This is a genomic window from Bacteroidota bacterium (assembly GCA_016714535.1).
Classification (GTDB): domain Bacteria; phylum Bacteroidota; class Bacteroidia; order AKYH767-A; family OLB10; genus JADKFV01.
In genome coordinates, this window is sequence record JADKDR010000012.1 from 1 (window position 1) to 24,204 (window position 24,204).

The following is a 24,204-nucleotide window of genomic DNA, read 5'->3' on the forward strand; positions in this document are numbered from 1 at the left end:
TTCCAAGGCATGGCGATTTGATTAAAGCAACAAATAATTTTGAGCCGCAATCTTTCAACTTACTTATGTCTCCGACCCTTTCGCATTGGCATGGCGAAGTGCTGGATAAATACCCATTCATTCATCTTACACTTTCCGGGCACACATGGAATGCAGTTTGGCATTGAAATACCGGGGAATAAAATGGAGTCCGTGCAATATGTTTACGGGCAATGGGCGGCATACTCGAAAGAAAACCAACACTTGTATGTTAACAGGGGCTTGGATTTATTGGTTATCCGGGCCGTGTAGGCATTATGCCTGAAAGTTACAGTATTTGAACTTGTAGCAACCTCCTAATCTGCAGCATATTCTTTTAATGTAAACAAGCATATTCTAATTTGAATAAAATGCAAATGCATTTTATAATGTTATCCAGTATGCTATTAGATTTTCTCTCTTATAAAATAAAAATACAATCTGAAACACCAGAAAATCTTTTGCGTGAAGGTATATACACCCTGTTAACAACCCTTGCATTTTTCAACATGTCAAACATGCAAATTACAAAGAAAAAATCCTACTCGCATAGAGTGTCACCCCTTTGGGTATTTAACCATATAGGTAAAGTCTTTCTTTATGGTTTCGTTCGGATTAATTTTAAAACCCATTTTAGTTCGTTGTTTTCCAGGATTAACCACTGCATCTGACTTAATAAGATTGACAACAATATCGCTGGTGCTGCTAATTGGATATTGGTCGTATATATAGTAACCGTAACAGGAGTATTGACCATCGACTTTACACTGATTTCAATGGAGGTTTCGCGTTTACAATATTTTATTAAAAACTTCTTACTGCTGAATTCTTTCAACTTGGTACGTTTTACCACAAACCGCTTGTCAATACCTAAACTTCAATGACGAGTGTATCTTCCTGTGATTTTGGATTTAACATTACGTTGTGCTCAGGAAAACTGTTGTTTAAATATACATTGGCTTTACCGGGCAGCAAATCAAGCGATTCGAAATTGAGAATATTTGCCCGAGGAGAATATTATTATCAACTTTGGAACGCAACGATATTCAAATTTACATCGAGGGTAAATGTTTCTACATCAGCATAAACTCAGATGATTCGTTGGCAATGGTTACCGGAGTACTTGAATTACATAATCGCTTGCTGCAAGGCTTGATACGGTGGTCATGTGTACGTAGCATCTGCATTGGTAAGCAGCTGCCGTTGTTTCGATTTTTCATCTTCTTTGTCTTTATACAAAATTTGATTACCTTGAGTATTGCCATCATACGTTGTTTTGTGTTGCATAATACCCTGCGGCTTCATTGCTTTTATAATCGCCATCTTCCTTCACACTAAACGCGAGCAGTAATTCCAGTTGCTTGATTTAAAATCCACTTGCTAAATACGGGCACCTCGCCACAGCGAGGGCTTCCACTGGCAAGCGTAAGTTTGACGTTGCTCCAGTTTCGCCTGTATACTGATTGATAATGGCCTTAAACTTCAAGCTTAATTGTTCATATCGCTGTGTTTTTATATCATATACGGATACCAACTTACACCGGATACAATGTATGAAAGCTCAAACTGTCCATTAGCTTTTGCTTTAGACTCAATAGTAAGTACAATATTACCTTCAGGCTTTTATTTCCTTGTCCCAACTCCGATATCTGCATATTTAGTTTTTCATAATCTTCTGATTTAACTTATCAACTTAGCGCTATAGTCAAGATTTTTGCGTTCTTAAGCGAAAACGTTCGGTGTAAACATCCATCACATTGTCAAGCTGATCTGCCTCCACCAGTTCTCCACCAATCTTCGATTTGCCACGCACATTTAGCTCCTCATCATTCATGTTTGTTTTCAAGCTGACACTAACTCCTAATTGCTCCTGTGGTGCTTTACACTATCTTGGAAGTAACTTTACTGCGGCGGTATTCTTTTCACCACTCAAAAGTTTTTTTGAAAAAGTACATTCATCAAATTTACTTCTGGCGGAAAAGTAAGGCTAATGCTCTCTTACCCTGTCTCGTAAGCAGGTCCCTGACACCACAATGCGATTGATGCCCGGCTGTACTGTGGCATTAAACTTCCTAACTACTAATGCTCCGCTCGAGTAAATTTTTACGGATAACACTTCGCTTGTGCTTACCTTTATTTCACTTTGCGACATACTGACAAAACAAAAAAGATTACAAATTAAAATCAGAAGAAAATTTTTATTACTCATATAGAATTTTGTTTAAAAGAGAAGTTAACGCAAAGTAGCGGAATAAATTATGATTGCAAAATAAATGCATTTAAACAGGGCAGGTAACACATGTTTAAAAGACATCAATCAAAATTAAAATCCTGAAAAGTAGCTGCACAAAAATGCATAATAAACTGTTAACCTATATTGTTGGTAACAGGAAACACGTTCAATTAAAAAAATCACAGTATTTATTTATTAAATTAACTTTGTGGCTTCGCCATAAATTTAGAATAAGAAAACGAAAAAACCATGGCTCAACAAGTAGTACCCGGAGCGTTTGCTAAGCACCATTCAATATCCCGAAGATTTGCGCAAACTAAAAAGCAGATCAATTGGAGCGGGTTGCACAAAGAGTTACGCAATTTTATCATCGACATTGTTCGGTTAATGGAGGCCATTTTGGCGCCAGCGCGGTGTGGTGGAACTAACCGTTGCCTTGCACTATGTTTTTAATACTCCCAACGACCAATTGGTTTGGGATGTAGGGCATCAGGCTTATGGCCATAAAATACTTACCGGCAGACGCGATCAATTTCACCAACGGGCTGTATGAAAGGCATCAGTGGATTTCCAAAACGCAGCGTGAAAGTGAGTTTGATACTTTTTGGTGTAGGGCATTCATCACATCCATAAGTGCGGCTTTGGGTAGCCCGTTGCTTCGCGTTTAAAGGAGATAAAAAAAAGCAGCATATGGCCATCATTGGTGATGGAGCAATGACCGCAGGTCTTGCTTTTGAAGGACTTAATCATGCCGGGTAGAAAACTCCAACTTGCTGGTAGTACTCAACGATAATTGTATGAGCATTGATCTAATGTGGGTGCATTAAAGAATACCTTACCGATATTACGACTTCTGAAACCTATAACAAAAAGTTAAAGATGAAGTATGGAAGCTTTTGGGTAAAATTTCAAAATTCGGACCCAAATGCGCAATCCGTAGTTGCCAAAGTTGAAAATGCCATAAAAAGTTCTTTGCTTAAGCAAAGTAGCATTCGAATCGTTGCGCTTCCGCTACTTTAATCCTATTGATTGGACATGATGTAAATCACCTGGTGAAGGTGATGAACGATTTGAAAAAAATTCCCGGGCCAAAATTTTGCATTGTGTTACCGTAAAAGGTAAAGGCTATTCCCTTGCCGAACAAGATCAAACAAAATGGCACGCACCCGGATTGTTTGATAAGATTACCGGAGAAATTTTTAAGCCTGTAGTTAATAAGCCAAAGCCACCTAAATATCAAGATGTTTTTGGACACACCATAGTTGAATTGGCTGAACGTAATAGTAAGATTGTAGGAGTTACGCCTGCCATGCCTTCGGGTCATCACTTAATATTATGATGAAAGCAATACCAGATCGTGCTTTTGATGTAGGTATAGCCGAGCAACATGCAGTTACTTTTAGTGCAGGCATGGCCACACAGGGGCTCATTCCATTTTGTAATATTTATTCATCGTTTATGCAACGTGCTTATGATCAGGTGGTGCATGATGTGGCATTACAAAAACTGAATGTGTAGGTATTTTGCCTTGACCGTGGCGGCCTTGCTGGTGCCGAGGGCCTACTCATCACGGTTCGTTCGACCTGGCTTACATGCGTTGCATTTAAACATGATAGTAGGTGCTCCAATGAACGAGCAGGAACTACTGCAATCTAATGTACACTGCTCAGCATGATAATATGGGGGCTTTTGTTATCCGATATCCGCGTGGCAATGGTGTGATGGTAGATTGGCGTAACCCGTTCAAGCAATTAAAGTAGGTACAGGACGTAAATTACGTGGTGGCGAACAAGTTGCAATATTAAGCACAGGGGCATCCCGGTAATTTTGTAGTGGAAGCTTGCGACTTGCTTGCTAAAGAAAATATCTACCCCGCACATTTACGACATGCGCTTTGTTAAGCCTCTCGATAGTGTTTTGTTGCACGAAGTTTTAGTAACTTCAAGGAAGTTATAACTATTGAAGATGGATGTATTCAGGGTGGTTTTGGCAGTGCTGTTGCCGAGTTTATGATTGATAATAATTACGCTACCAATATTACCCGCCTTGGTATTCCCGATAGCTTTGTTGAACATGGTGAGCAAAGCGAGCTATATAATGAATGTGGTTTTGATGCAAAAGCAATAATCAAAACAGTACGTCAAAAAGCATCTGTGAAGGTAAAAAAGTACTAATTGCAATTTATTGTTTTTCGCTTGAAGGCTCTCCTGCCTGATTCAAGTTTTTAATTTCTTCAGCAATAACTTCTTTGCCTCCGGGCACGGGCAAATCGGGACGTTTATTGTCACTCAACTGCGCCCCTTAGTTCGATATCGGATTTTACTTCATTCATTGCATTTTTAAAAGTGCATTGCATTGCCCATACCACGCATAAGACCTGGTAGTTTATCACTTCCAAAAAAGAGCAAGGCAAAAAATATAACCACAAGCAATTCGCCTCCTCCAAGGCTATCGAGAAATAATATGACTGAGAGTAACTTCATTGTGGCAAAATTAGAATTAATATGTTGTGATTAATAACGAATAATATGCAAGTGCTCGTGTTTCAAAATTGCTATAACCATAAAACATATAATCAAACCTAAGAAGAACTTGTTTTTTGCTCTCACATCTAATTGATATTTGAGCATGACCCACTAAAGAATTTTACGGATTATTTTCTTTCAAGAACAGCGAAATAAAAGGCGATTAGAAGTTTTCAAAAAATAGAGAATAAACAAAAAAGCCCCGAAATAAATTTCAGGGCTCATCAATTATATCGTAAGAAACCAGATTACTTTCTAACCGGAATAGGCTCTAACTCCTTCTTGCCTTCTAAATCAATTACAATTGGTGTAGCTATACAGATAGATGAATACGTTCCCACAATAATTCCCAATAATAATGAGAACGAAAATGCGCGTATTGTTTCGCCACCAAATAAAAATATAGCTGCCAATACGAAGAAAATTGTAAGAGAAGTATTAATTGTTCTTCGTATCGTTGCGTTCAAAGCTTTGTTTATTACCAATGATATTTCGCCCTTCTTATGAATGCAAGATATTCACGAATACGGTCGAATACAACCACCGTATCGTTAATAGAATATCCCATAACGGTAAGAATAGATGCGATAAATGCCTGATCAATATCCATAGAGAAAGGCATAATATTTCGGAATAAAGAAAACACTCCAAGAATAAATAATGCATCGTGTGCCAAGGCAATAATGGCACCTGCAGCAAATTGCCATTTGCGGAAACGAGCAAGGATGTAAAGGAATATTACCAACAATCCAAATATTAATGCCAACACAGCTTCCTTTTTAATATCATCAGCCACGGTAGGCCTACCTTTTGTGAACCTAAAATCTGATCTTTATTAATTTTCAAACTTTCTATCAGCTTTTGTTCAACCTGATTATCGGCTTCAGCTTCTTTACTATCAATTAAATAGGCTGTGGTGATTTTAAATGTCTTTGCATTTTCGAGTGTCTTTACTTCGGGAGTTTTTCCAAAGGCTGTTGTTAAGGATGATCTTATTTCTTCAGCATTACGTTCTTCTTTAAATTCAACACGATAGGCACGGCCTCCACTAAAGTCAACTCCCTTATTAAATCCAACTGTAAAAATTGAAATCAAACCAGCAAGTATAAATGCACCTGACACTAAATAGTAAATTTTGCGTTTGCTTACGAAATCAATGTTCACATTGCTCAACCAGTTTTCGGTCCACTTCGTTGAAAACCTAATTACTTTATTCTTGCTCAACATCCATTCAAATATTAATCGAGAAATAAATATTGATGTGAATAAGGAAGTGATAATACCTATGATAAGCGTGGTTGCAAAACCTTGTATAGGTCCGGTACCAAAAATTGCGAGTACAATAGCTGTGAGAATTGTAGTTACGTTGCTATCAATAATAGCGGACATGGCATTTTTGAAACCATCGTTGATGGCTAACCTAACCCCCTTGCCGTCAATCAATTCTTCGCGTATTCGTTCATATATAAGAACGTTGGCATCAACAGCCATACCCAGGGTAAGCACAATTCCGGCAATACCTGGTAAGGTAAGTACTGCATCGATAGGATGTCATTACTCCAAATAAAAACAGGATATTGACAAACAATGCCAGATCGGCAACAGCCAGCATTGCTATAATAAAATACCATGAACAGCAATACCAATATAAGGGCTATAACAAATGACCATAGTCCGGAGCTAATTGCTTTTTCGCCTAAAGATGGCCCCAACAACAGCCTCCTCAATAATGCGGCAAGGTGCAGGCAATTTTCCAGCTTGTAATATATTAGCCATATCAGCAGCTTCCATGTCGGTAAAATCACCGGTTATTTGTGAATTTCCATTGGGAATTTCTCCCTGCACGGTAGGATAAGAATATACTTGCTCATCAAGCACAATTGCGACTTGCTTGCCAATATTTTCCGAGGTCATGCGCTTCCATTTTTGTGCACCCTCAGGATTCATTTGCATGGTTATTTCTGGCTTATTGGTCAATACACTGCGATCGCCACGTGCACTGGAAACTGCGCCTCCATCTAACGGTGCTCTACCATCACGGCTGGCAACTTTTATGGCTACTAATTCGCGTATTGTTTCATCATTTGGAAAAGGAGATTTTGCACTCCATAAAAACTTTAAGTCACCTTTTAACAAAGTCTTTATTTCGGGCCTTGAAAATATGGCATTCACTTCGGCCGTATCACGAATACTGGCAAAACCAACGCGTGAATTTTTGTAGACTGCATCTTGATCTTCTTTTGTTTTCACTTGAAAATCGGAAGGCGTCAACACACTAAACAATGGATACTCCTTCTTGAATTGCTCTGGAGTCATGGTTCCTTTATCTGCTGTAGAGGTATCATTCTTGGCGCTGTCGGTAGCCACAGGTTTATTTATTTCATTTAATAATGCATTAGCAGCTGAGTCCTTGGTTTCAACTTGAGTTGCAGCAATGCTGGCCGATGCAGCACTATCTGGCTGGGTTATCGGATTGCTTCCGCTTTAGCAAGCGAATCGCGATCGTTCAAGGTTTTAAGAGTCTTGTTAACTTCAATAATTTGCGAAACAATGTCACCAAATTGATACGTGGGCCAAAACTCGAGTTGTGCAGTTCCTTGCAATAACTTACGAACACGCTCTTTATCTTTTACACCGGGCAATTCAACCAAAATACGTCCATTTGCTGCTTGTTGCACATTGGGCTGGGTTACTCCAAATTTATCAATACGTGTGCGGATAATATTATAGGAGCGCTTTACCGCATCATCAACCTCACCACGTATCACTGCAAGTACTTCGTCATTGGTGCTTTTGTAGTTTACTTTACTTTGCAAGTCAGCGGTGCTAAATATGGCTGCAAGTTTATTGTTTGGGTTTATTTTGGTAAATTCCTGACCGAACAAGGTTACCAAATCAGTTTGCGAGTTGGTTTGTTGTTTTAATGCATTTTCAAGGGCTAAATTAAAATCCTTATCCGTGTTGTAGTTGGATAACCCACGAATTACATCGGCTGAATTTAACTCAAGCGTTACATTCTTACCTCCTTTAAGATCTAGCCACAGTTGTTGCTCACGCTCCTTGCACTCGCGATAGGTGTACATTAAGCAAGGAGGAATACCTTTTGGTTTTTCATAGAGTCGAGGTAGCGGGCTTCCTTATCCGCATCACCTGCCGCATAGCCACGGGCATCGGATTCCACCTTTTTGGTCATCCAGGTGTAGCTTAGTTGAAACAAGCATACTACAGCCACTATGATTGCCAGTATCTTGATTGCGCCTTTATTTTGCATCAGTAAAAAATGATTAAATAGTTTCCTAAAATTTTTAAGCGCGCAAATATAGAATTTTGATTTTAGATACAGCAAAATGGCAAAGTTTTAGTTTGGTGCTTTTTAGTGAGGATTTGGGTGGAGTTTGGAACCAGCCTTTTTCAGGGCAAGTGTGTTTGACTTGAAGATTAGCAAGGCCTCTTCATTGGGTTGATTGACTTGAAATAATAAAGCTGTGATAAAAGAAATTCAAACAATTTGGAGATAAACATAAAAATTAATTTTCTATTAATTCATATAACCACAAGCGGTTAAATTTTTAAGTCGATTAACAAAAAAAAATAATGAATGCTCTAAAAATATCTTACATTATATACCAGCGGTTTTAAAATTATTTACCATCACGAAAAACAGTATGTATCCCCATGCAAATGCTTTTATGCCTTTTTACACAGGAAATTGCATAACAGCAAATTATACGCTAGGGGAGCTATTGTATTTATATCGCAAAAAATTAGTGAGGGAGAATAATAAGAGAAATTGTAGATAATCGCATTTTATTGGAACCAATATAGTTTTTACTGCATTACAATTCAGAATTGAACCAGAATTTTGTTTATGATGTTCAAATTGACACTAACAATAACATTTGGGCATCATTGTTTTATGGTGCATTTTATAAATATGATGGTAACAATTGGGAAGAATTTTATTCTTTGAATGGTACAGATACCATAGGCGGCATACTAAATTTAATTGATAATAATACCTTCAACACATCAGCCAATGTAACCCAACAAGCTTTTGCTGCCGTGCGCTTGGCCAACCCATTTGGATTGCCTACAATATTTGGAAACAATCAAAATATTACCAACAATACCATTAAAAGGGTTAGGCGTGGTGTTGTAACTACCAATTGGGATAATATCAACATTGCAGAAAACAGCATTAACCTTACCAATAGTGATATAGTTGCAAACCCTACTTTAGATTATATAGGTATAAATGCGAGCAGCTGCGCTAACCTTAGTATAGAACGCAACTATATTTACAAAGATGGTCCTAGCCCCACCCTCGCACTTGACGACCGTGTACTGGGCATTAACGAACAAAGTATTACGAATTGCAATATAACGAGCAACCTGCTTACACGCATGGGCAGTGCCATCCGTTTTTTTAACACTCAACAATTAAACACCGTACACTGCAACCAAATGGACACTTGCCGGCTTGGGGTGCGCTTTGATGCCAGTAGCATTGGCGATCAGGGCAGTGCAGCAGCAGCACAGGATAATGCGTGGTATTTTCCTTTAACAGGTTTTTTTGCTTTTCAAAGAGATAATTTAAGCCCAAATGCAAATTGGTTTTTTAGATCAGGACCAATTGTTTTACCTTATAAACCAAATGGACTTCAAATGATTCCGTCCAATTTTGTATCCGTCTCGACAGGTAATGTAACCAATGATTGCGATGTCCTCTGTCCCGGTTGCCCTCATCAGCGGATGGCAGATATAGTAACTGAAAATGGTGATTTTGCTAACCTAACAATGGATGAAAAATATTTGTTTAAAAAAGAAGTTTATCAAATTCTTGATGCCGACAGTAATTATATGTATGGAGGCTATACAAGTGATGTAGTGTTGCAAGACTTTTATGATAGCGCAGCTACTACCAATCTTGCCATGTTTGGTTTTGTTAATTCATTTATACAAGATTCACTTAATGTATTTGCTTCGGTAATTGTGAGTTGGATTAGTCCAATTAATCACTTCGAAGAAAATGAGAAAAAGGTTAATGAAATCTATCTAAATACATGGGGAATGAGTGTTTATAAATATACTCAACAGCAACAAGAAATACTTGAATTGATTGCTGCTGAAAACTCTGTTAGTGGTGGTACTGCCGTATATACTGCGCGTGTTATGTTGGGTTGGGATATGGCTGATTTCTCAGGCAATACTGCACGTAAGAGCAATGTCATTAGTAATCAATTGCTACAATTGACAGGCGATTTTTATTTACTTCCTAATCCGGCTGATGATAATACACAAATTTTTATAATTAAGGGTGATGACATTATAAGCGTAATAAAAGTGTATAATGCAATTGGAGAATGTATTTTCAATTTGTCAACTGACCAATCGAACGTTTTGCTTCCGACAAAACATTTTTCTAATGGAATTTATATAATTTCAGTTGAGTCAACGGGGCAGATAAAAGCTACTAAGAAACTAATTGTAAATCATAATTAATTTCGTATTAATTATGAAAACACTAATATGCGCAATTGCATGTCTATTTTGTTTGCATGTAAAGGGACAAAATCTTGTATTTAATCCAACCTTAGATGATACAATGAGTTGTCAAACATAGTATAATATAAAAATGGCCTACATTACCATGTTTGGGTTGGTATGAATCATGGTTAACTTCTGATTATTTTAGTGCTACCTATACTAAATGGTGTGGTAGTACGCCATTGGAATTTAATGTTGATACCAGCTTCCACACTCCAGGTCATGGTTATGCTGGATTTACCACGTTTCAAGATAATCCTTTTCACCTTTATCGAGAATTTGTAAGTGGCAACTTAATTGATAGTTTAAAAAGCAGGACATTTATATGAAGTAAGTTTTTATACTTCCGCTTCAAATAGATCGCAATATTTTACGGACAGAATTGGAGTTTTTTTTCTCATGATAGCATATTTATAGATACTTCATACTATTTTAATATCATTCCTCAAATAGAAAGCACGGCTGGTGTAATACTAAAAGATACTATAAACTGGGTAAAAATTTCAGGGATGTTTACTGCACAAGGCGGAGAGCGATATTTATGTATTGGTAACTTTAAAGACTCTGCTGACACCAAGGTAGATAGCAACTATAATACTAACGGTTCCTTTAATTTTGCTTACTATTTAGTAGATAACGTCTCAGTTATAGACTGCACCGCCATTGCCCTAAACGAGCTACCAGAGTTACAAATAAACGCGTGGTACAATGCCATAGATAAAGCAATTAAAATAAATACCACAGAAAATAATCTTAGCTTTACGCTAATAAATGCGATGGGCAAAGTAGTAATGCAAGATAACCTAGTACAAAATGAAATAAGTGTAGCAACATTGTCACGGGGAGTGTATATGTTGGTTGTGGAGGATAAGCGTTATAGGAAACGGGTTTTTAAAGTGGGGATTTATTGATTTTAAAAATAAATACAATGTTTAATCAAATAAATACAAGTGCAGTTGGTGGTAGCGCCATCCGCTTTTTTAATGCCCAAATGGTTACTCTAAAATGCATATGAAATAATAAAGCTGCTGTGGTGGATTTGATAATTCAGATTCAATTTATACGAGCTTTGTTATGTAATGGTTCTATTCTTGAACTTTTATGTTGCTGTAATATTCAACCAGAAAAATGGAAGAGCAAAAAATATTCACGAAAGGGAGAACGACTATTTCAACTGCACTTGAACTGATTTTGATTTTATACAAGGCGTTATGAAATAAATATAAAACGTCATCTGTAGATAGCTACTTGAATTATGTTCTCAATGATTAATGCTTGGCAGAATTTCAGTCAACTCATTTGGACAAAAAACGAGTTTTTTTGGAACGACTATCTACCCGAAGCAGCAAATGTATATCACTAACCCCGATTGCAATGGAAATCCTTTTTTTTCATTTTCGAACACAATAAAAAAGATTGTAATGAAAAGCGGGACGGAACCGTTATTAGCACCTTGAATATCGCAGTTTCTAAACTACAGTAGCATGGAAAAAGTAGAATTTTGTCAATTTTATGGTTTAACCAGCGGATACAAAAGAAAATACGTCCGAACTTGGCTACAGTATTAATAATCTCACTTGCAATTCGGATTAATTTATTTCATTTGCGCCTTCAATTTTTTGAGGAAAAGATTTTTAGAAATAATATGAGACACATTGAAGTAATTGGTTCGGGAACGATGGGTAACGGAATAGCGCAGGTATTTGCCCAGTACGACTATAAAGTATCGCTTATAGATATTAATCAAAACGCCCTTGATAAGGCCATAGCTACTATAACAGCCAATCTTGACAGGATGATTGCCAAGCAAACTCTAACTGAAGAAGTGAAGGCCATGGCATTAAATAATATTACCACACATACAGATTTATCGAAGGGCGTAATCAACGCAGACCTTGCGATTGAAGCGGTTTCTGAAAGGGTTGATATTAAGATAAAGGTATTTGAAGATCTTGATAAACATTGCAAACCTGAGTGTATATTAGCATCAAACACTTCATCAATAAGTATTTCGATGATTGGTGCAGCTACTAAGCGTGGCGATAAAGTAATTGGAATGCACTTTATGAATCCGGTTCCGGTAATGAAATTGGTTGAAGTAATCCGTGGTTATTTAACTTCGGACAGCGTGGCAGGTGCGATAAATGAGTTATCGGTGCGAATTGGTAAAATACCAACCGAAGTAAACGATTATCCGGGTTTTATTAGCAATCGTGTTTTGATACCGATGATAAACGAAGCCATATTTGCCTTGCATGAGCGTGTGTCTAATGTTCGCGATATAGATACGGTAATGAAGTTTGGGATGAACCATCCAATGGGTCCATTGCAGTTGGCTGATTTTATCGGCTTAGATGTAGTATTAAATATCCTCTATGTATTATATGATGGGTTTAAAAATCCGAAATATGCTCCTTGTCCGCTTTTGGTAAATATGGTACGAGCAGGGCATTTAGGAAAAAAATCCGGCCACGGGTTTTATCAATATAAAGAAGGCAGCAAGGACCTTGTGGTGGCTGATGCTTTCAGGAGATGGTTGTAAGGGATAGTGTTGTGATTGTTGGCTGGTTGTAAATATTAATTGACATTCATTTTTTTTCAAAATAAGCACACACTCATAGATTAAAATATATTCGTTGTCATTCGATTCATCAATTTGTAAGAAGATAAATTGTTTGGAGTAAAAGCATTTACCTTAAATGATTTTATCGTCTCATTTAATGTAACATTGCTCCGAAGAGGGATGTGAGTATATAATTACAGATGTGCGTAAAATAGTAATCAATAGTAAAATATTCTTCGCCATAATTTTGCAAAGGCTTCTTTGAAATTAATTTCACCTTCGGAAGGCTCATGCGAAATTACTTCTACTTTATTGTCGCCATGTTTTATAAGTGTAAAGTAAAAACGGAATGCATCGAGTGGTTGCTTTTTATCATAATCAAAACGGCCCCATTTTACCAAATATAAACGTGCTGTGGTATCATTCACATGTTCGAAGATATACTGGCCTTGAGAAAACCACATTAAGGTTGAAAGTTCGGGGCAAGTGAATTTTTCTTTTAAATGTTGATTGGTTGGGAACGAAACAAATTCCACATTCTTGTCCTTATCCCATACTGAATATTCGCCAACATGCAGCGAATCGCGGTTATAAGCAATGCCTGCCCAAAGCATCCCATTAAAGATGGAAGGTGTTGTCCTAAGCGTAGTATAGGCCACATGGTTATTCTGTAACGAAGCAGACATGGCAGTATATGCAGCCTTTTTGCAGCCTATAACCATCACCATATATGTTGCACTTACAATAAATGAAGCAATTGCAATTTTTCTACGGACAGCGCTTTCTCTTCGTTTAAACAAGCAGATGATAAGTAATACCATAAATGGAATGGTGTACAAAGGGTCAATGATAGAAATGGTATTGAGCCCAACAAGGTAACGCGAGAACGGGAGAAAGAACTGTGTGCCATAGGTAGTGCAGCAATCGAGCATGGTATGAGTAACCAATGCCAACGCCCATAATGTGTAAAAGGCCCAATAGCTATGCTTACGTTTGAAAATTATGTGAGTGAGGTATGCCAGTGGGAATGCTGCAAGTATGAGTGGAAACAATGCATGCGAATAGGAACGATGAATCTCGAAGTATTCGACACTATTTTTTAAGTGTAACGTGAACAGCACATCAAGGTCGGGCAGGGTGCCGCCAATAGCACCAATCAACTGGGCACGATTTCCGATCTTGCGGCCCATAGTTAATTCGCCAATGCCTGCACCAAGCACTATTTGTGTGAGTGAATCCATATTTACTTAGCGATCATGTTGATCATTTTTCTTTTAAAGTTTTAAATTTCGAGGAAACTTGGTCTTATATTATTCGCAAAATTATAATTTGACCTTACCTCCCCTTACCATTAGTGATGTAGTTAATTTCTACAGAAACCCTTCTATCAATTTATTGCACCTTATAAAAACAATTGCTACTGAAAACCAAATTAAAACCAAGCATGTGCTATTAATGCTATTCAGTTATGCTTAGTAAGTATATGCTTAGTGTTACGATTTAACACTAAATTCAGGTTTATCAAACAAGTTAATCAGTGTACTGTTGAATATGAAATGTCGGCAAATGATATAAAAAAACCGGCTAAAGCCGGTTTTAAATATTGTCGATTCAATTCAAAATTACTTTACACGTTCCATGTACGACCCTGTGCGGGTATCAACACGAATAGTTTCGCCTTCGTTTACAAACAAAGGCACACTTACAATGGCCCCTGTTTCGAGTGTAGCAGGTTTAAGGGTGTTGGTTGCGGTATCTCCTTTTACTCCTGGCTCGCAATAAGTTATGGCAAGAGTTACAAAATTGGGCGCTTCGCCTATGATTGGCAAGTCGCTTTCGAAAGCCACCTTAACCTTATCGCCTTCTTTCATAAATTGCATACCATCGCCAAAATATTCTTTTGGCACCGGCACTTGTTCAAAGTTTTCGGGATCCATACAAATCAAACTTCCATTTTCCTCGTATAAGTAATCCATTTCTTTAAATTCAACCCGGGCTATATCCACCTCTTCGCCACTGCGGAAACGGTTTTCAAGGTTTTTGCCGGATTTCATATTGCGCATTTTACCCTGATAAAATGCTCGCAAATTTCCTGGTGTACGATGTTGCCATTCGGTAACTATGCACAATTCGCCATTATACCTGAGTATGGTGCCTACGTTTACGTCTGATGTTGTTGCCATTTTAATTCCTTATTTTTTGAAATTCTGCATTCGTTAGTACTTTTTCCTGATAGTCGGTTACTTAAACCAAACTCAGGGTATACTGAATGGTGAACTTAAGAATTACTCTTGTTCTATTACATCAAAATTTATTGGCCCCTTAACATCGCGATGCAATACTAACTCTGCAGTATAGCTTCCTAATGTTTTTACATGCTCAGCTGGCATTGAGATTTGCTTGCGATCGATAGAATATCCAAGCTTTTTCAAAATATCAGCTAAATGTTGTGAGGTTACACTACCAAACAACTTGCCTTTTTCTCCGGCCTTCATTGGTATGGTAAGTGTTATTGCACCTATCGCATCTAAAATAGCTTGAGCATCGTTACGAAGCTTGGCAATTTTATGTGCGCGTTGTTTTACCGTTTCTGCATGTACCTTCTTATTTGTTTCGCTGGCTATTATTGCATATCCCTGAGGAATAAGGTAATTGAGGCCATAGCCATTCTTTACTTTTACCACATCATTGGCAAAGCCAAGATTTTTTACATCTGATTTTAAAATTACTTCCATTGGTCTTTGGTTTTGTACGTTTAGTAAAGAATTATTTTAACAAGTCGGCTACATAAGGCATCAAAGCTAAGTGGCGTGCACGTTTTACGGCCTGCCCAACTTTACGCTGATACTTAAGTGAAGTACCTGTTAACCTGCGTGGCAATACTTTGCCCTGCTCGTTTACAAAGCGAAGTAAGAAACTTGCATCTTTGTAGTCAATGTACTTGATACCTAATTTTTTAAAACGGCAATATTTCTTGCGTTGCATGTCTACTGCCGGAGGATTCAAATAACGAATCTCTGAATTGCTCGGTGGAGCTTGTGTTGGTGTTGAGTTTTCCATCGCGATTAAGAATTAACGGTTTCACTTTCTGCCTTCTTTAGTTCGGCATTCTTTCTTTTCTTTTCGTTGTAAGCAATTGCATGCTTATCCAACACAACTGTGAGAAAACGCATTACTCTCTCATCGCGCTTATATTCTAACTCTAACTTTTTAATTGCCTCTCCGGGGCTCTTAAACTCGATTAAATGATAGAATCCCGTATTCTTTTTCTGAATAGGGTAAGCTAATTTGCGTAATCCCCAATTGTTTTCAAAAACAACCTCGGCACCTTGATCGGTGAGGATTTTCTTAAATTTTTGAACCGTATCGCTCAATTGCTCCTGTGAGAGTACAGGGTTGAGAATCATTACGGTTTCATACTGTTTTGTCATTTTTTTTTAATTAGCTTTAAAAAATTGAGGCGCAAAGATAATATCTTTTTCTTTCCAAAAACAAGAAAAATAACAATGTTGCAAACGGCCTCTCCTGAATAAGCTTTTGCCCCTGCTTATGTGCTCCAATGCCTCTATAGTCCTGCAAAACAGAAGACTGCCTTCCTGCCTGTTACCCTAAAAAACAAAGCATGAGTCACTCTTAAGGTCATCAAAGCATTTTTTGGAATGGCATTTACCATCTAAAAATATGAAATCGTAATAGCCTCAGTTGCATACCTTTAAATATACTAAAATTTTATTTTCCTAATTTCCCTTATGGAATAAATTGAAGCTCGGCATCTCCTATTCAACAAATCAAAAATTTTAATTTTATGAAAAAACTAATTTTAATGGCAGGTCTTTTTGTGACCATGCAGGCGATGGCCAACGAGAAAAAGGTAAAATCAGACGTAACCAATGTAACCGTGTTTACACAAGGGGCACAGGTTTTTAGAAAAGCTAACATTACAGCAACACCCGGAGTTACTAACTATGTATTTAATGGACTGTCAAAATTTATAAATCCACTTAGTATACAAGCCGGAGGCAGCGGCAACTTCACCATACTCGAAGTAAAACATAGCATTGCCTACCCGCAACCTGCAGCAAAAAAAGAAACCAAGTTGCCACAAAATATACTTAAGGATATAACTTCGATTGAAGATTCAATTACAGAAATAAACTTTAGTGTGGCCGAGGTAGCGGAGCAAAAGAATGCACTACTCCTTGAAAAAGATATGATTATAAAAAACAAGCTTGCAAAAGGTGAGGGCAAAAGCGATTCGCTGCCGGTGTTGAAGCAAGCAATGGAATACTTCCGTATAAAACTTACTGACATAAATGCTCAGCTAGCAACTATAAACCGGTCCGAATGGAAACATCAAAAACTACTTACTCGCTTAAACGAGCGCTTACAGGAGCTGCGCACATATAGAAATAGCGAGGAGCCAACTATAGTATATGAGCCCGAACATCAGGTTGTAGTTACCATTAGTGCAGAGGCTGCAACACCTGGCACTTTAACGATAAACTATATGGTTCAAGGGGCTGGTTGGGTTCCATTATATGATTTGAGAAGCACATCGGCCGGAGCCCCCATGCAGCTTACCTATAAGGCTAATGTGTATCAAAGTTCTGGCGAATTATGGGATAATGTAAAGCTTAAACTAAGTACTTCAAATCCAAACAAAGGCAACCTAAAGCCCGAGTTACCTACCTGGTATGTTGACTACTTTAATACGCAACCTGCGAAATTAAAATCACCTCAAGGGGCGCGAACTTAGCCAACTTAACTCAGTAAATGAAGTGCGCATCTTAGACAAGAAAACTAGCGAAGACATGGATGAATTAAGTGCAGCCCAATCATCGGCAAATTATTCGCAACTAATTGAAACTATGACGAATGTTGAATTTAATATTAACCTTAACTACACCATTCCATCGGACGGAGTTAACCACCTGGTGGCAATCAAGTCAGATGAGTTACCAGCTAAATACTACCACTACCTGGTGCCTAAGTTGGAGAGCGAAGCATTTCTAATTGCAAAAATTGCAGGCTGGGAATCGCTAAGTTTGTTACCAGGTACAGCCAATGTTTTTTACGAAGGAACGTATGTAGGCCAAACCGTTTTAAACCCATCGGTTATAAATGATACACTTCAACTTGCTCTGGGCAGAGATAATGGCCTGGTTATAACAAGAACAAAACAACCTTCTAAGCAAAATTCTAATTTCCTTGCAGGCACAATAACCAAAACGGTAGGATATGAGTTGCGAATAAAAAGCAACAAATCGAAACTGATAAATCTGGTAATTGAAGATCAGATACCTGTAACCAATAATAAGGAAATTAAGATTGAATTATTGGAAGCTCAAAAAGCAAATCATGAGCTAAGTACAGGATTATTGAGCTGGACCATTGACTTGAAACCGCGCGAATGGCAATCGCTCAAGTATAGCTATAACATATCCTTTGATAAAAATAAGCCTGTAAGCTTAAACTGAAACTGGAAAGATAATTAATGATAAAAGGAAGCCTCGGCTTCCTTTTGTTTTTTGCGGTCGGGACGGGACTCGAACCCGCGACCCCATGCGTGACAGGCATGTATTCTAACCAACTGAACTACCCGACCGTCTGATTTTTTTCAAAATCGAGGCGCAAAAGTACTTATCTTTTTGATTTCTACAATTTTTTATCAAAAAAAACGGAATTCTATGGCTTTGCCTGATGGATTACTGAGGTAAACAATCAATCATTTATAATCAATGGCCAGAGGGCAGGCTTTATCATGAAACCAAAAATAAAACTTCAGCTTTATACTTACTCAATTTTAAGAATGGTGGCCTTTTTAAGTTGTTCAAATTCTACTTCAACCGCGTAGGTACCGGCACTTAATCTAACCTGGTCAATCAGAAATTTATTGCTTCCTTTAAGTAGTTGTATTTTCTTTTTCCAAATTGTTCGGGTAGAACCTACTTCATATAAGGTTGCTACCGCCTCCCCTGCATTAATTGCGTTAAATTGAAATGTAAAATAATCGGCAGCCGGATTGGGATAAACGATAAGATCGTATATGGTATTAGTTACAGGTAAATCGTTTATTTTGGTTGCCGAAGGATCTACCCAAACCCGGTACACCGTGCTTACTGCTGAACTCACCCATACTCCGGTTTTACTGATATTGGGTGCCGGACTTTTAATACCGCCTGCTATATATCCAACCAGTGTATTGCCCGAAAGGGCATTTAATTTTATCACTCCATTATCATACATATCAACACCATCTGCCGGAATAAAATGGGCATTGGTACCAAGCAATGCAGGCATGCGCACGCCAAAAGCGGACTCAACCATACTGCTGTCGGATTTACGAACTACCTTGCTAATGGTATTTACAAAAGGCACCATGGTGTCAATAACTGGTTGCGAGGTAATACTATCGAGGTAGTACAAACTCATGCCACCAAAAAATACGTTATGCATGTCGTTGTTCACAGCATCGTATACAGGCATAGTTGCTGTATGATACTGATTCAGATTTTGATTAAAATTAGGTATCAATTGCCAACTGCCGGCACTGTCAATATTAATGCAATCTAAAAAAGGCAGGTCGGCTTCATATCTGAAAACTCCTGTAAAGGCTGTATGGCCTGGTTTACCATTGGGAAATATCTGTGGTACCAGATTATAATCTCTGCGGTGAAAATTAAGCGAATCGTAAACAGTAGTATAATTGGCTATTCCCAAATAATTGTTGGTGTCTATAATTTCAAAACTGCGAATTTGATTCGTATAATGTTGCACATAAAATCCGGAAGAATCATTCTCTGAATAATAACCATCGAACCGATGTCCAAATACAATTGAAAAGCGGTTATCGCGCAACATCATTTGCCCGCCTGTTACGGCCATAACGGTGTCGGTATAGGTTTTAAACAAAGCTTCGGCACTGGTCTGCGAAATCACATCACTTATTAAGCGGTTTAGATTAACAGCAGTAAGCAAAGGAAAGGTAATATAATCGAAACTAGCCGAGCCGAAGCCATACCCTCCTGAAATGTACAAGATGCTATCGCGTTGCAGAAACTGATAAGATGATGCGGTTAAATGGTCGTAAAGGGCTGAGTTATAAGCGGCAACAGATTGGCTATAGACCACATCATTTTTATAATCAATAACATAAATATTCTGATTTGCTCCGGCCAATGGAAATCCATTGGCGGGTTGAAAACCATGCAATCCATTAACTCTCCCTCCTATCAATATCCAATATCCATTATGATGTGAAACTGCACCCGAATGCCATGCCGGCATTACGGTTATTGGAGCGGTATCTATTTGTATGGCAAAAGATGACTGCGCATAAACCACCGGGCTATTGCAAATAAAAAAGGTGGTTAAAAAAAAACAAGGCACTAAAAATGCCTTGTTAAATAATGTTATTCGCATATAACTAGTTACTGCTTAGGTTTAAGTAATTGTTGTGTTTGATCTGTTTCTTGCGAGGCCGTATTTTCGTCATCTTCATTTATCAACTGCTTGTCGGCAGTTGTTCCGGGATGTGGGCCATTACCCCCTTGCTTGGGTGGCGAAGGAACCTGATTAGTAGGCTTAGACGTTCCCGACTTGGGAGCCTGTTGCTTTTGAATTACTGCATCTCCCGATGTACCAAGAATGGTTTTCATAGCTGTGCGTATCATGTCAAGTGAATCGCGAAGCTGCTGATTATCTGTTGTAAGCTTTACGGTTTTCTCTCTTTCTTGTTTTAAGGTTTTGCTAAGGGTGATTAATAAATCTCCATTTTCATCCCCTTTAATCATGTCACGATATTTAGCAAGGTCCTTGGTGGCAAAGATGGTGCTATCTACCCGTGCCTTTTGTATCGACACTTCGTTTTGCAATACGGCAATCTGTGCTTCGTATCCCTTCTTCATAGCCTCCAAATCATTGTCTTCGCCTTTCATGGCATCAATGGTCTTGCGCAACATGTTGTTATCCTCTTTTAGCTTGTTGATTTGAGTTTTCAATTGAATAATAGACTCTGCCAATGCCGAAATATCTACGTCATCGGTATTACCTCCACTGGTTTGCTGATTCGAATTTTGGGCTTTTGTTTCAGTAGCTGTATGTGTTGCCTGATAGGAATTATTATTCGTAAAAAAGTACAAAAAATCTACTTTGCCTTTAGTGGTTTGTCCTATCACCACACCTACCTTACCTGAGGCATAGGTATTATCATTTAAAGTCTGTACAAAAGTATTGTTTATGAGCAGATCGAAATTGCTATTAGAAGTTCTAATTTCAATCAGGTTGGGCATACCAACTTCAACAATTGCAGAATGCTTAAGCCATCCACCATTTTTAGGGTCACCGGTAAGAAGTTTGTAGGTGCTTCCATCTAGGCGCCTAACCCGATATTCTTTGAACTTATTAAGTTCAAACAAATAACAACCCTTGTTGCTCGGTTGCGAATTAAATATTAACCCAATTGCGGTTTCATCGGTTCCAGATTTTTCTATTTTGAGGGACGTGACTAAACGATACGTTTCGTAGCCGGTTTCATAATTTGAAACTACTGCATACGGAGAAACCATAATCTTACGATTAAGGATGTATTCTCCATCCTGTATCACAAATAAATTTTCATTGTTAGAAACGGTTGACCAGTAACTATTACTGGATGTTTCGAAATTTTCTGATACAATCAACTTATCAAACTTTTCATTTACAAGCTGAGCATTTGCCGTATTGTGCCACATCCAAGCACCAAGGATTACTGCACATTGATAAATTCTCTTCATTCCTTTTAGGTTTTTACAAACAACATTCAATTAATTTAATATTTAAGGAGAAGGGAGGGTAATGGGGGAGCAATATAGAATTAATTTTTGAAACAACAAGTCAATAGGCTATAATTGGTTCAAAGTTATAAACAAGTGTAGCGGTTTTTCTACGCATTGATAATTCTACTGCTTACCTGTAAGTATGTTAGTAACCCATGCACCTCGGGGTTATATATTAAGTAAAAATCATGCCAATGCATTTTTGCTTCCATTTCTTTTACCACATAAAGCATAACCTTGACCATCAACAGTTGCCTTTACAAGATTTTCAACAGATAAATGCAATGTTTACAACAGCTTATAGTATTGGTGAGGCAATTAAATCCTAAAAAATTTATTCATCTGTAATGCGAAGGCGACTAAACGCTAAAAAAAATAAAATCTATCAATTACCCAAGAGTAGCTGCAACTAAAAACATATACGGTGTTAGTTACAACAGCTGGCAAATAATAAATTCTTAAAAAAACCAACAACAAGGCATTGCATTTTAATCTGAATTTCCTTTAATTTACCATTCCAATTAACCTAATGAATAACCCTGATACCATTTCCGAAGAAGCTTTTGTGCATCAACTACGCGAAGGAAACCGCGAAGCATATGAGCATTTATACAAACATTATAGTGCGATGTTGTTTGGCATTATTTTGCGAATTGTAAAGGATGAAGAAGATGCCCAAAACCTCTTACAGGATTGCTTTGTTAAAGTATGGCGCAACATGAGCATATATGATCAAACCAAAGGAAGATTTGCAACCTGGCTTATTAATATTGCCCGCAACACATCTATCGATTTTACCCGCTCGGCTTATTCTATAAAGAAAACGCAAAACAAAAGCATCGAAAATTACGCAATTCAGGAAATGAAGTTTTTACAAACTACCCACGAAGATGCCATAGGTGTAAAAAAAATGGTGCATGGTTTACAACCTGAACACAAGCAAATGATAGCGTTAATGTATTTTGAAGGATATACTCAACAAGAAATATCGGATGAATTTAGCATACCCCTTGGTACGGTAAAAACACGAACGCGTGCTGCCATGCAGGAACTGCGTAAAATTTTTAATTCATGAGAAAGAAAACAGAGATTACAAAAAAGGAAATTGGAGATTGGATAGACAATTCATCGGCCGAAGAAGTGAATGCAGTAGAAAATATACTTGTCGATTTTGCAAGCACCTATGCCGAAAAGGTACCTGAAGATTCAGGCAAAAAAATACTGGCAAACCTTGAAACGCTAATTGCCATGCAACAAAATTATGTGAAACCCAAGGCCGGTCAGTATCCATGGTTAACCTCGGATGCCAATTTGCTAGTTTGGGAAGAACTGGTGAAAGAAATAAAACCACCAACTGATTTTGATAATATCCATTTGCATAAACTTTTATCTGATGATAAACGCGATTTGTTCGTAGCCTGGGTAAAACAAGAAGTCCCCGAAGAAGTACATCACGATTTAAACGAAAGCTTCATCATACTTGAAGGATCATGCAACTGCAACATCACAGATACAATAGGAGTTAGTCGGAAAGTACATATGCGCGAAGGAGATTATATTGCTTTTGGTCTTGGCGAGAATCATGATATTTTGATTACCACAACCAAACCTGTAAAAGCCATTTTACAATGGGCCAAAGTTTAAATAAGCATGAGCGAAAAAGATTCTATATATGAAAATTTGAAAGCTGCCACCACCGACACGCTTGATACAATTTCTGCAGGTATCGAATCATCCATCGAATCGTTTAAAAAAACAATAAACAACATTCCCGATTTTGCACAAATGGGTCGTGAAAAGATGTATGACTTTACAAATCATCTGCTCAACTTTAGCCCATTAATTGAAAAAGCGGGTTACCAAACCACCGGAGTAACCGTTAATATCGGGTTGCCACCGAAGATAATTTTTCATCTACGCAAATTTGCCGACCTTAATGATTATGAAATAGAAACTATTCTAAAAGAAAACAGCGATAAAGAAATATTGGTAATGATGATACGTGCCATAGAAGCAGCCGATAAGTTTCAACAAAAAATTACTACTGGTAATTTTAAGGTTGCCGAAATAAATATCGAAGTATCCATTCCACCAGCAGTTGAAGTAACGCTTAAGAACATGGATTTGAAACAGTAAACTTATCAGATGAAAAATCTTTTATTAGTTGTTACCATACTTTTAGTGGGTACTTGCCGCAAAGCCATCGACTGCAAGCATTTTGACGAGAATAAAATTCCTACTTGCATTCAAAATAAAATAACTGAATATAAAAGTAAGGCAAAAAAAAATCCTCCAGTAAGCATATATCAATATTGTTATAATGGAAAAAAAGTTTTCTACGTAACATCTTACTGTTGCGATATTCCATCGGAATTGCTGGATGATAACTGTAACACCCTTTGCTATCCGGATGGAGGCATAACAGGTAATGGCGATGGTAAATGCACTGATTTTTTCGACAAGCGAAGCGATGAACATTTGGTTTGGAGAGATAACAGGTAA

General features: G+C 37.7%; 20 protein-coding genes, 1 tRNA gene and 2 pseudogenes. 10 read left to right on the plus strand and 13 right to left on the minus strand.

Translation table 11 applies throughout. From position 1 onward, the window contains the following. Positions 1–1,182 precede the first annotated feature (1,182 nt). From IPO27_14740 to IPO27_14750, 3 genes are all read right to left on the minus strand, one after another. Positions 1,183–1,323 (minus strand): hypothetical protein, encoded by a 141-nt coding sequence (locus IPO27_14740; protein MBK8847723.1) that lies wholly within the window; start codon positions 1,321–1,323, stop codon positions 1,183–1,185. A 400-nt stretch (positions 1,324–1,723) separates the two neighbouring features. Continuing rightward, a complete protein-coding gene (locus IPO27_14745; GenBank protein ID MBK8847724.1) occupies positions 1,724–1,864 on the minus strand; it encodes a hypothetical protein in 141 nt (46 codons plus the stop codon). Positions 1,865–2,005: 141 nt separating this feature from the next. Then, on the minus strand, positions 2,006–2,170 hold the full coding sequence (locus IPO27_14750) for a hypothetical protein (GenBank protein ID MBK8847725.1): 165 nt from the start codon (positions 2,168–2,170) through the stop codon (positions 2,006–2,008). Between the two features lie 413 nt (positions 2,171–2,583). Here IPO27_14750 and IPO27_14755 point away from each other — a divergent pair. Beyond that, positions 2,584–4,425: pseudogene (locus tag IPO27_14755) on the plus strand (1-deoxy-D-xylulose-5-phosphate synthase). Between the two features lie 165 nt (positions 4,426–4,590). Here IPO27_14755 and IPO27_14760 read toward each other — a convergent pair. Continuing rightward, entirely contained in the window at positions 4,591–4,734 is a 144-nt protein-coding gene (locus tag IPO27_14760) for a twin-arginine translocase TatA/TatE family subunit (protein ID MBK8847726.1), read from the minus strand. A 290-nt stretch (positions 4,735–5,024) separates the two neighbouring features. Beyond that, positions 5,025–8,047, minus strand: a pseudogene (gene secDF / locus IPO27_14765) (protein translocase subunit SecDF). Between the two features lie 578 nt (positions 8,048–8,625). Between secDF and IPO27_14770 the strand changes: the two are divergent. From IPO27_14770 to IPO27_14780, 3 genes are all read left to right on the plus strand, one after another. Further along, complete coding sequence (locus IPO27_14770; GenBank protein MBK8847727.1) at positions 8,626–10,278, plus strand: T9SS type A sorting domain-containing protein; 1,653 nt, start codon at positions 8,626–8,628, stop codon at positions 10,276–10,278. Between the two features lie 554 nt (positions 10,279–10,832). Further along, the gene (locus IPO27_14775; GenBank protein ID MBK8847728.1) at positions 10,833–11,234 is read left to right on the plus strand and encodes a T9SS type A sorting domain-containing protein; all 402 of its coding nucleotides are present in this window, start codon (positions 10,833–10,835) and stop codon (positions 11,232–11,234) included. 734 nt (positions 11,235–11,968) lie between these two features. Next, the gene (locus IPO27_14780) at positions 11,969–12,865 is read left to right on the plus strand and encodes a 3-hydroxybutyryl-CoA dehydrogenase (protein MBK8847729.1); all 897 of its coding nucleotides are present in this window, start codon (positions 11,969–11,971) and stop codon (positions 12,863–12,865) included. Between the two features lie 239 nt (positions 12,866–13,104). Here IPO27_14780 and IPO27_14785 read toward each other — a convergent pair whose 3' ends face one another. The 5 genes from IPO27_14785 to IPO27_14805 all read right to left on the minus strand — a co-directional run bounded on the left by IPO27_14785 (position 13,105) and on the right by IPO27_14805 (position 16,317). Continuing rightward, complete coding sequence (locus IPO27_14785) at positions 13,105–14,127, minus strand: metal-dependent hydrolase (protein ID MBK8847730.1); 1,023 nt, start codon at positions 14,125–14,127, stop codon at positions 13,105–13,107. Between the two features lie 381 nt (positions 14,128–14,508). Beyond that, positions 14,509–15,069, minus strand: a complete 561-nt coding sequence (efp, locus tag IPO27_14790; protein ID MBK8847731.1) for an elongation factor P — start codon at positions 15,067–15,069, stop codon at positions 14,509–14,511. A gap of 102 nt (positions 15,070–15,171) precedes the next feature. Continuing rightward, entirely contained in the window at positions 15,172–15,621 is a 450-nt protein-coding gene (locus IPO27_14795; GenBank protein ID MBK8847732.1) for a 50S ribosomal protein L9, read from the minus strand. A 31-nt stretch (positions 15,622–15,652) separates the two neighbouring features. Further along, on the minus strand, positions 15,653–15,946 hold the full coding sequence (locus tag IPO27_14800) for a 30S ribosomal protein S18 (protein ID MBK8847733.1): 294 nt from the start codon (positions 15,944–15,946) through the stop codon (positions 15,653–15,655). 5 nt (positions 15,947–15,951) lie between these two features. Next, positions 15,952–16,317, minus strand: a complete 366-nt coding sequence (locus tag IPO27_14805; protein ID MBK8847734.1) for a 30S ribosomal protein S6 — start codon at positions 16,315–16,317, stop codon at positions 15,952–15,954. Between the two features lie 374 nt (positions 16,318–16,691). Here IPO27_14805 and IPO27_14810 point away from each other — a divergent pair, with 374 nt between their 5' ends. Both IPO27_14810 and IPO27_14815 read left to right on the plus strand, forming a co-directional pair. Further along, positions 16,692–17,642, plus strand: coding sequence for a mucoidy inhibitor MuiA family protein (locus IPO27_14810; protein MBK8847735.1), 951 nt, complete (start codon positions 16,692–16,694; stop codon positions 17,640–17,642). Between the two features lie 22 nt (positions 17,643–17,664). Continuing rightward, the gene (locus IPO27_14815) at positions 17,665–18,363 is read left to right on the plus strand and encodes a DUF4139 domain-containing protein (protein MBK8847736.1); all 699 of its coding nucleotides are present in this window, start codon (positions 17,665–17,667) and stop codon (positions 18,361–18,363) included. Between the two features lie 54 nt (positions 18,364–18,417). On the opposite strand, the gene IPO27_14820 is transcribed toward IPO27_14815, so the two are convergent. From IPO27_14820 to IPO27_14830, 3 genes are all read right to left on the minus strand, one after another. Then, positions 18,418–18,491, minus strand: a tRNA-Asp gene (locus IPO27_14820). 188 nt (positions 18,492–18,679) lie between these two features. Continuing rightward, positions 18,680–20,308 carry a hypothetical protein gene (locus IPO27_14825; GenBank protein ID MBK8847737.1) on the minus strand — a complete coding sequence of 543 codons (1,629 nt, stop codon included), beginning with the start codon at positions 20,306–20,308 and terminating at the stop codon, positions 18,680–18,682. Between the two features lie 8 nt (positions 20,309–20,316). Continuing rightward, a complete protein-coding gene (locus tag IPO27_14830) occupies positions 20,317–21,660 on the minus strand; it encodes a hypothetical protein (GenBank protein ID MBK8847738.1) in 1,344 nt (447 codons plus the stop codon). Positions 21,661–22,231: 571 nt separating this feature from the next. Here IPO27_14830 and IPO27_14835 point away from each other — a divergent pair. The 4 genes from IPO27_14835 to IPO27_14850 all read left to right on the plus strand — a co-directional run bounded on the left by IPO27_14835 (position 22,232) and on the right by IPO27_14850 (position 24,204). Next, positions 22,232–22,777: a sigma-70 family RNA polymerase sigma factor gene (locus tag IPO27_14835; GenBank protein MBK8847739.1), complete on the plus strand. Its 546-nt coding sequence runs from the start codon at positions 22,232–22,234 to the stop codon at positions 22,775–22,777. After that, a complete protein-coding gene (locus IPO27_14840) occupies positions 22,774–23,346 on the plus strand; it encodes a hypothetical protein (protein MBK8847740.1) in 573 nt (190 codons plus the stop codon). The genes IPO27_14835 and IPO27_14840 overlap by 4 nt, the downstream gene beginning before the upstream one ends. Positions 23,347–23,352: 6 nt before the next feature. Beyond that, positions 23,353–23,838, plus strand: a complete 486-nt coding sequence (locus IPO27_14845; GenBank protein MBK8847741.1) for a hypothetical protein — start codon at positions 23,353–23,355, stop codon at positions 23,836–23,838. A 108-nt stretch (positions 23,839–23,946) separates the two neighbouring features. Further along, on the plus strand, positions 23,947–24,204 hold the full coding sequence (locus tag IPO27_14850) for a hypothetical protein (protein MBK8847742.1): 258 nt from the start codon (positions 23,947–23,949) through the stop codon (positions 24,202–24,204).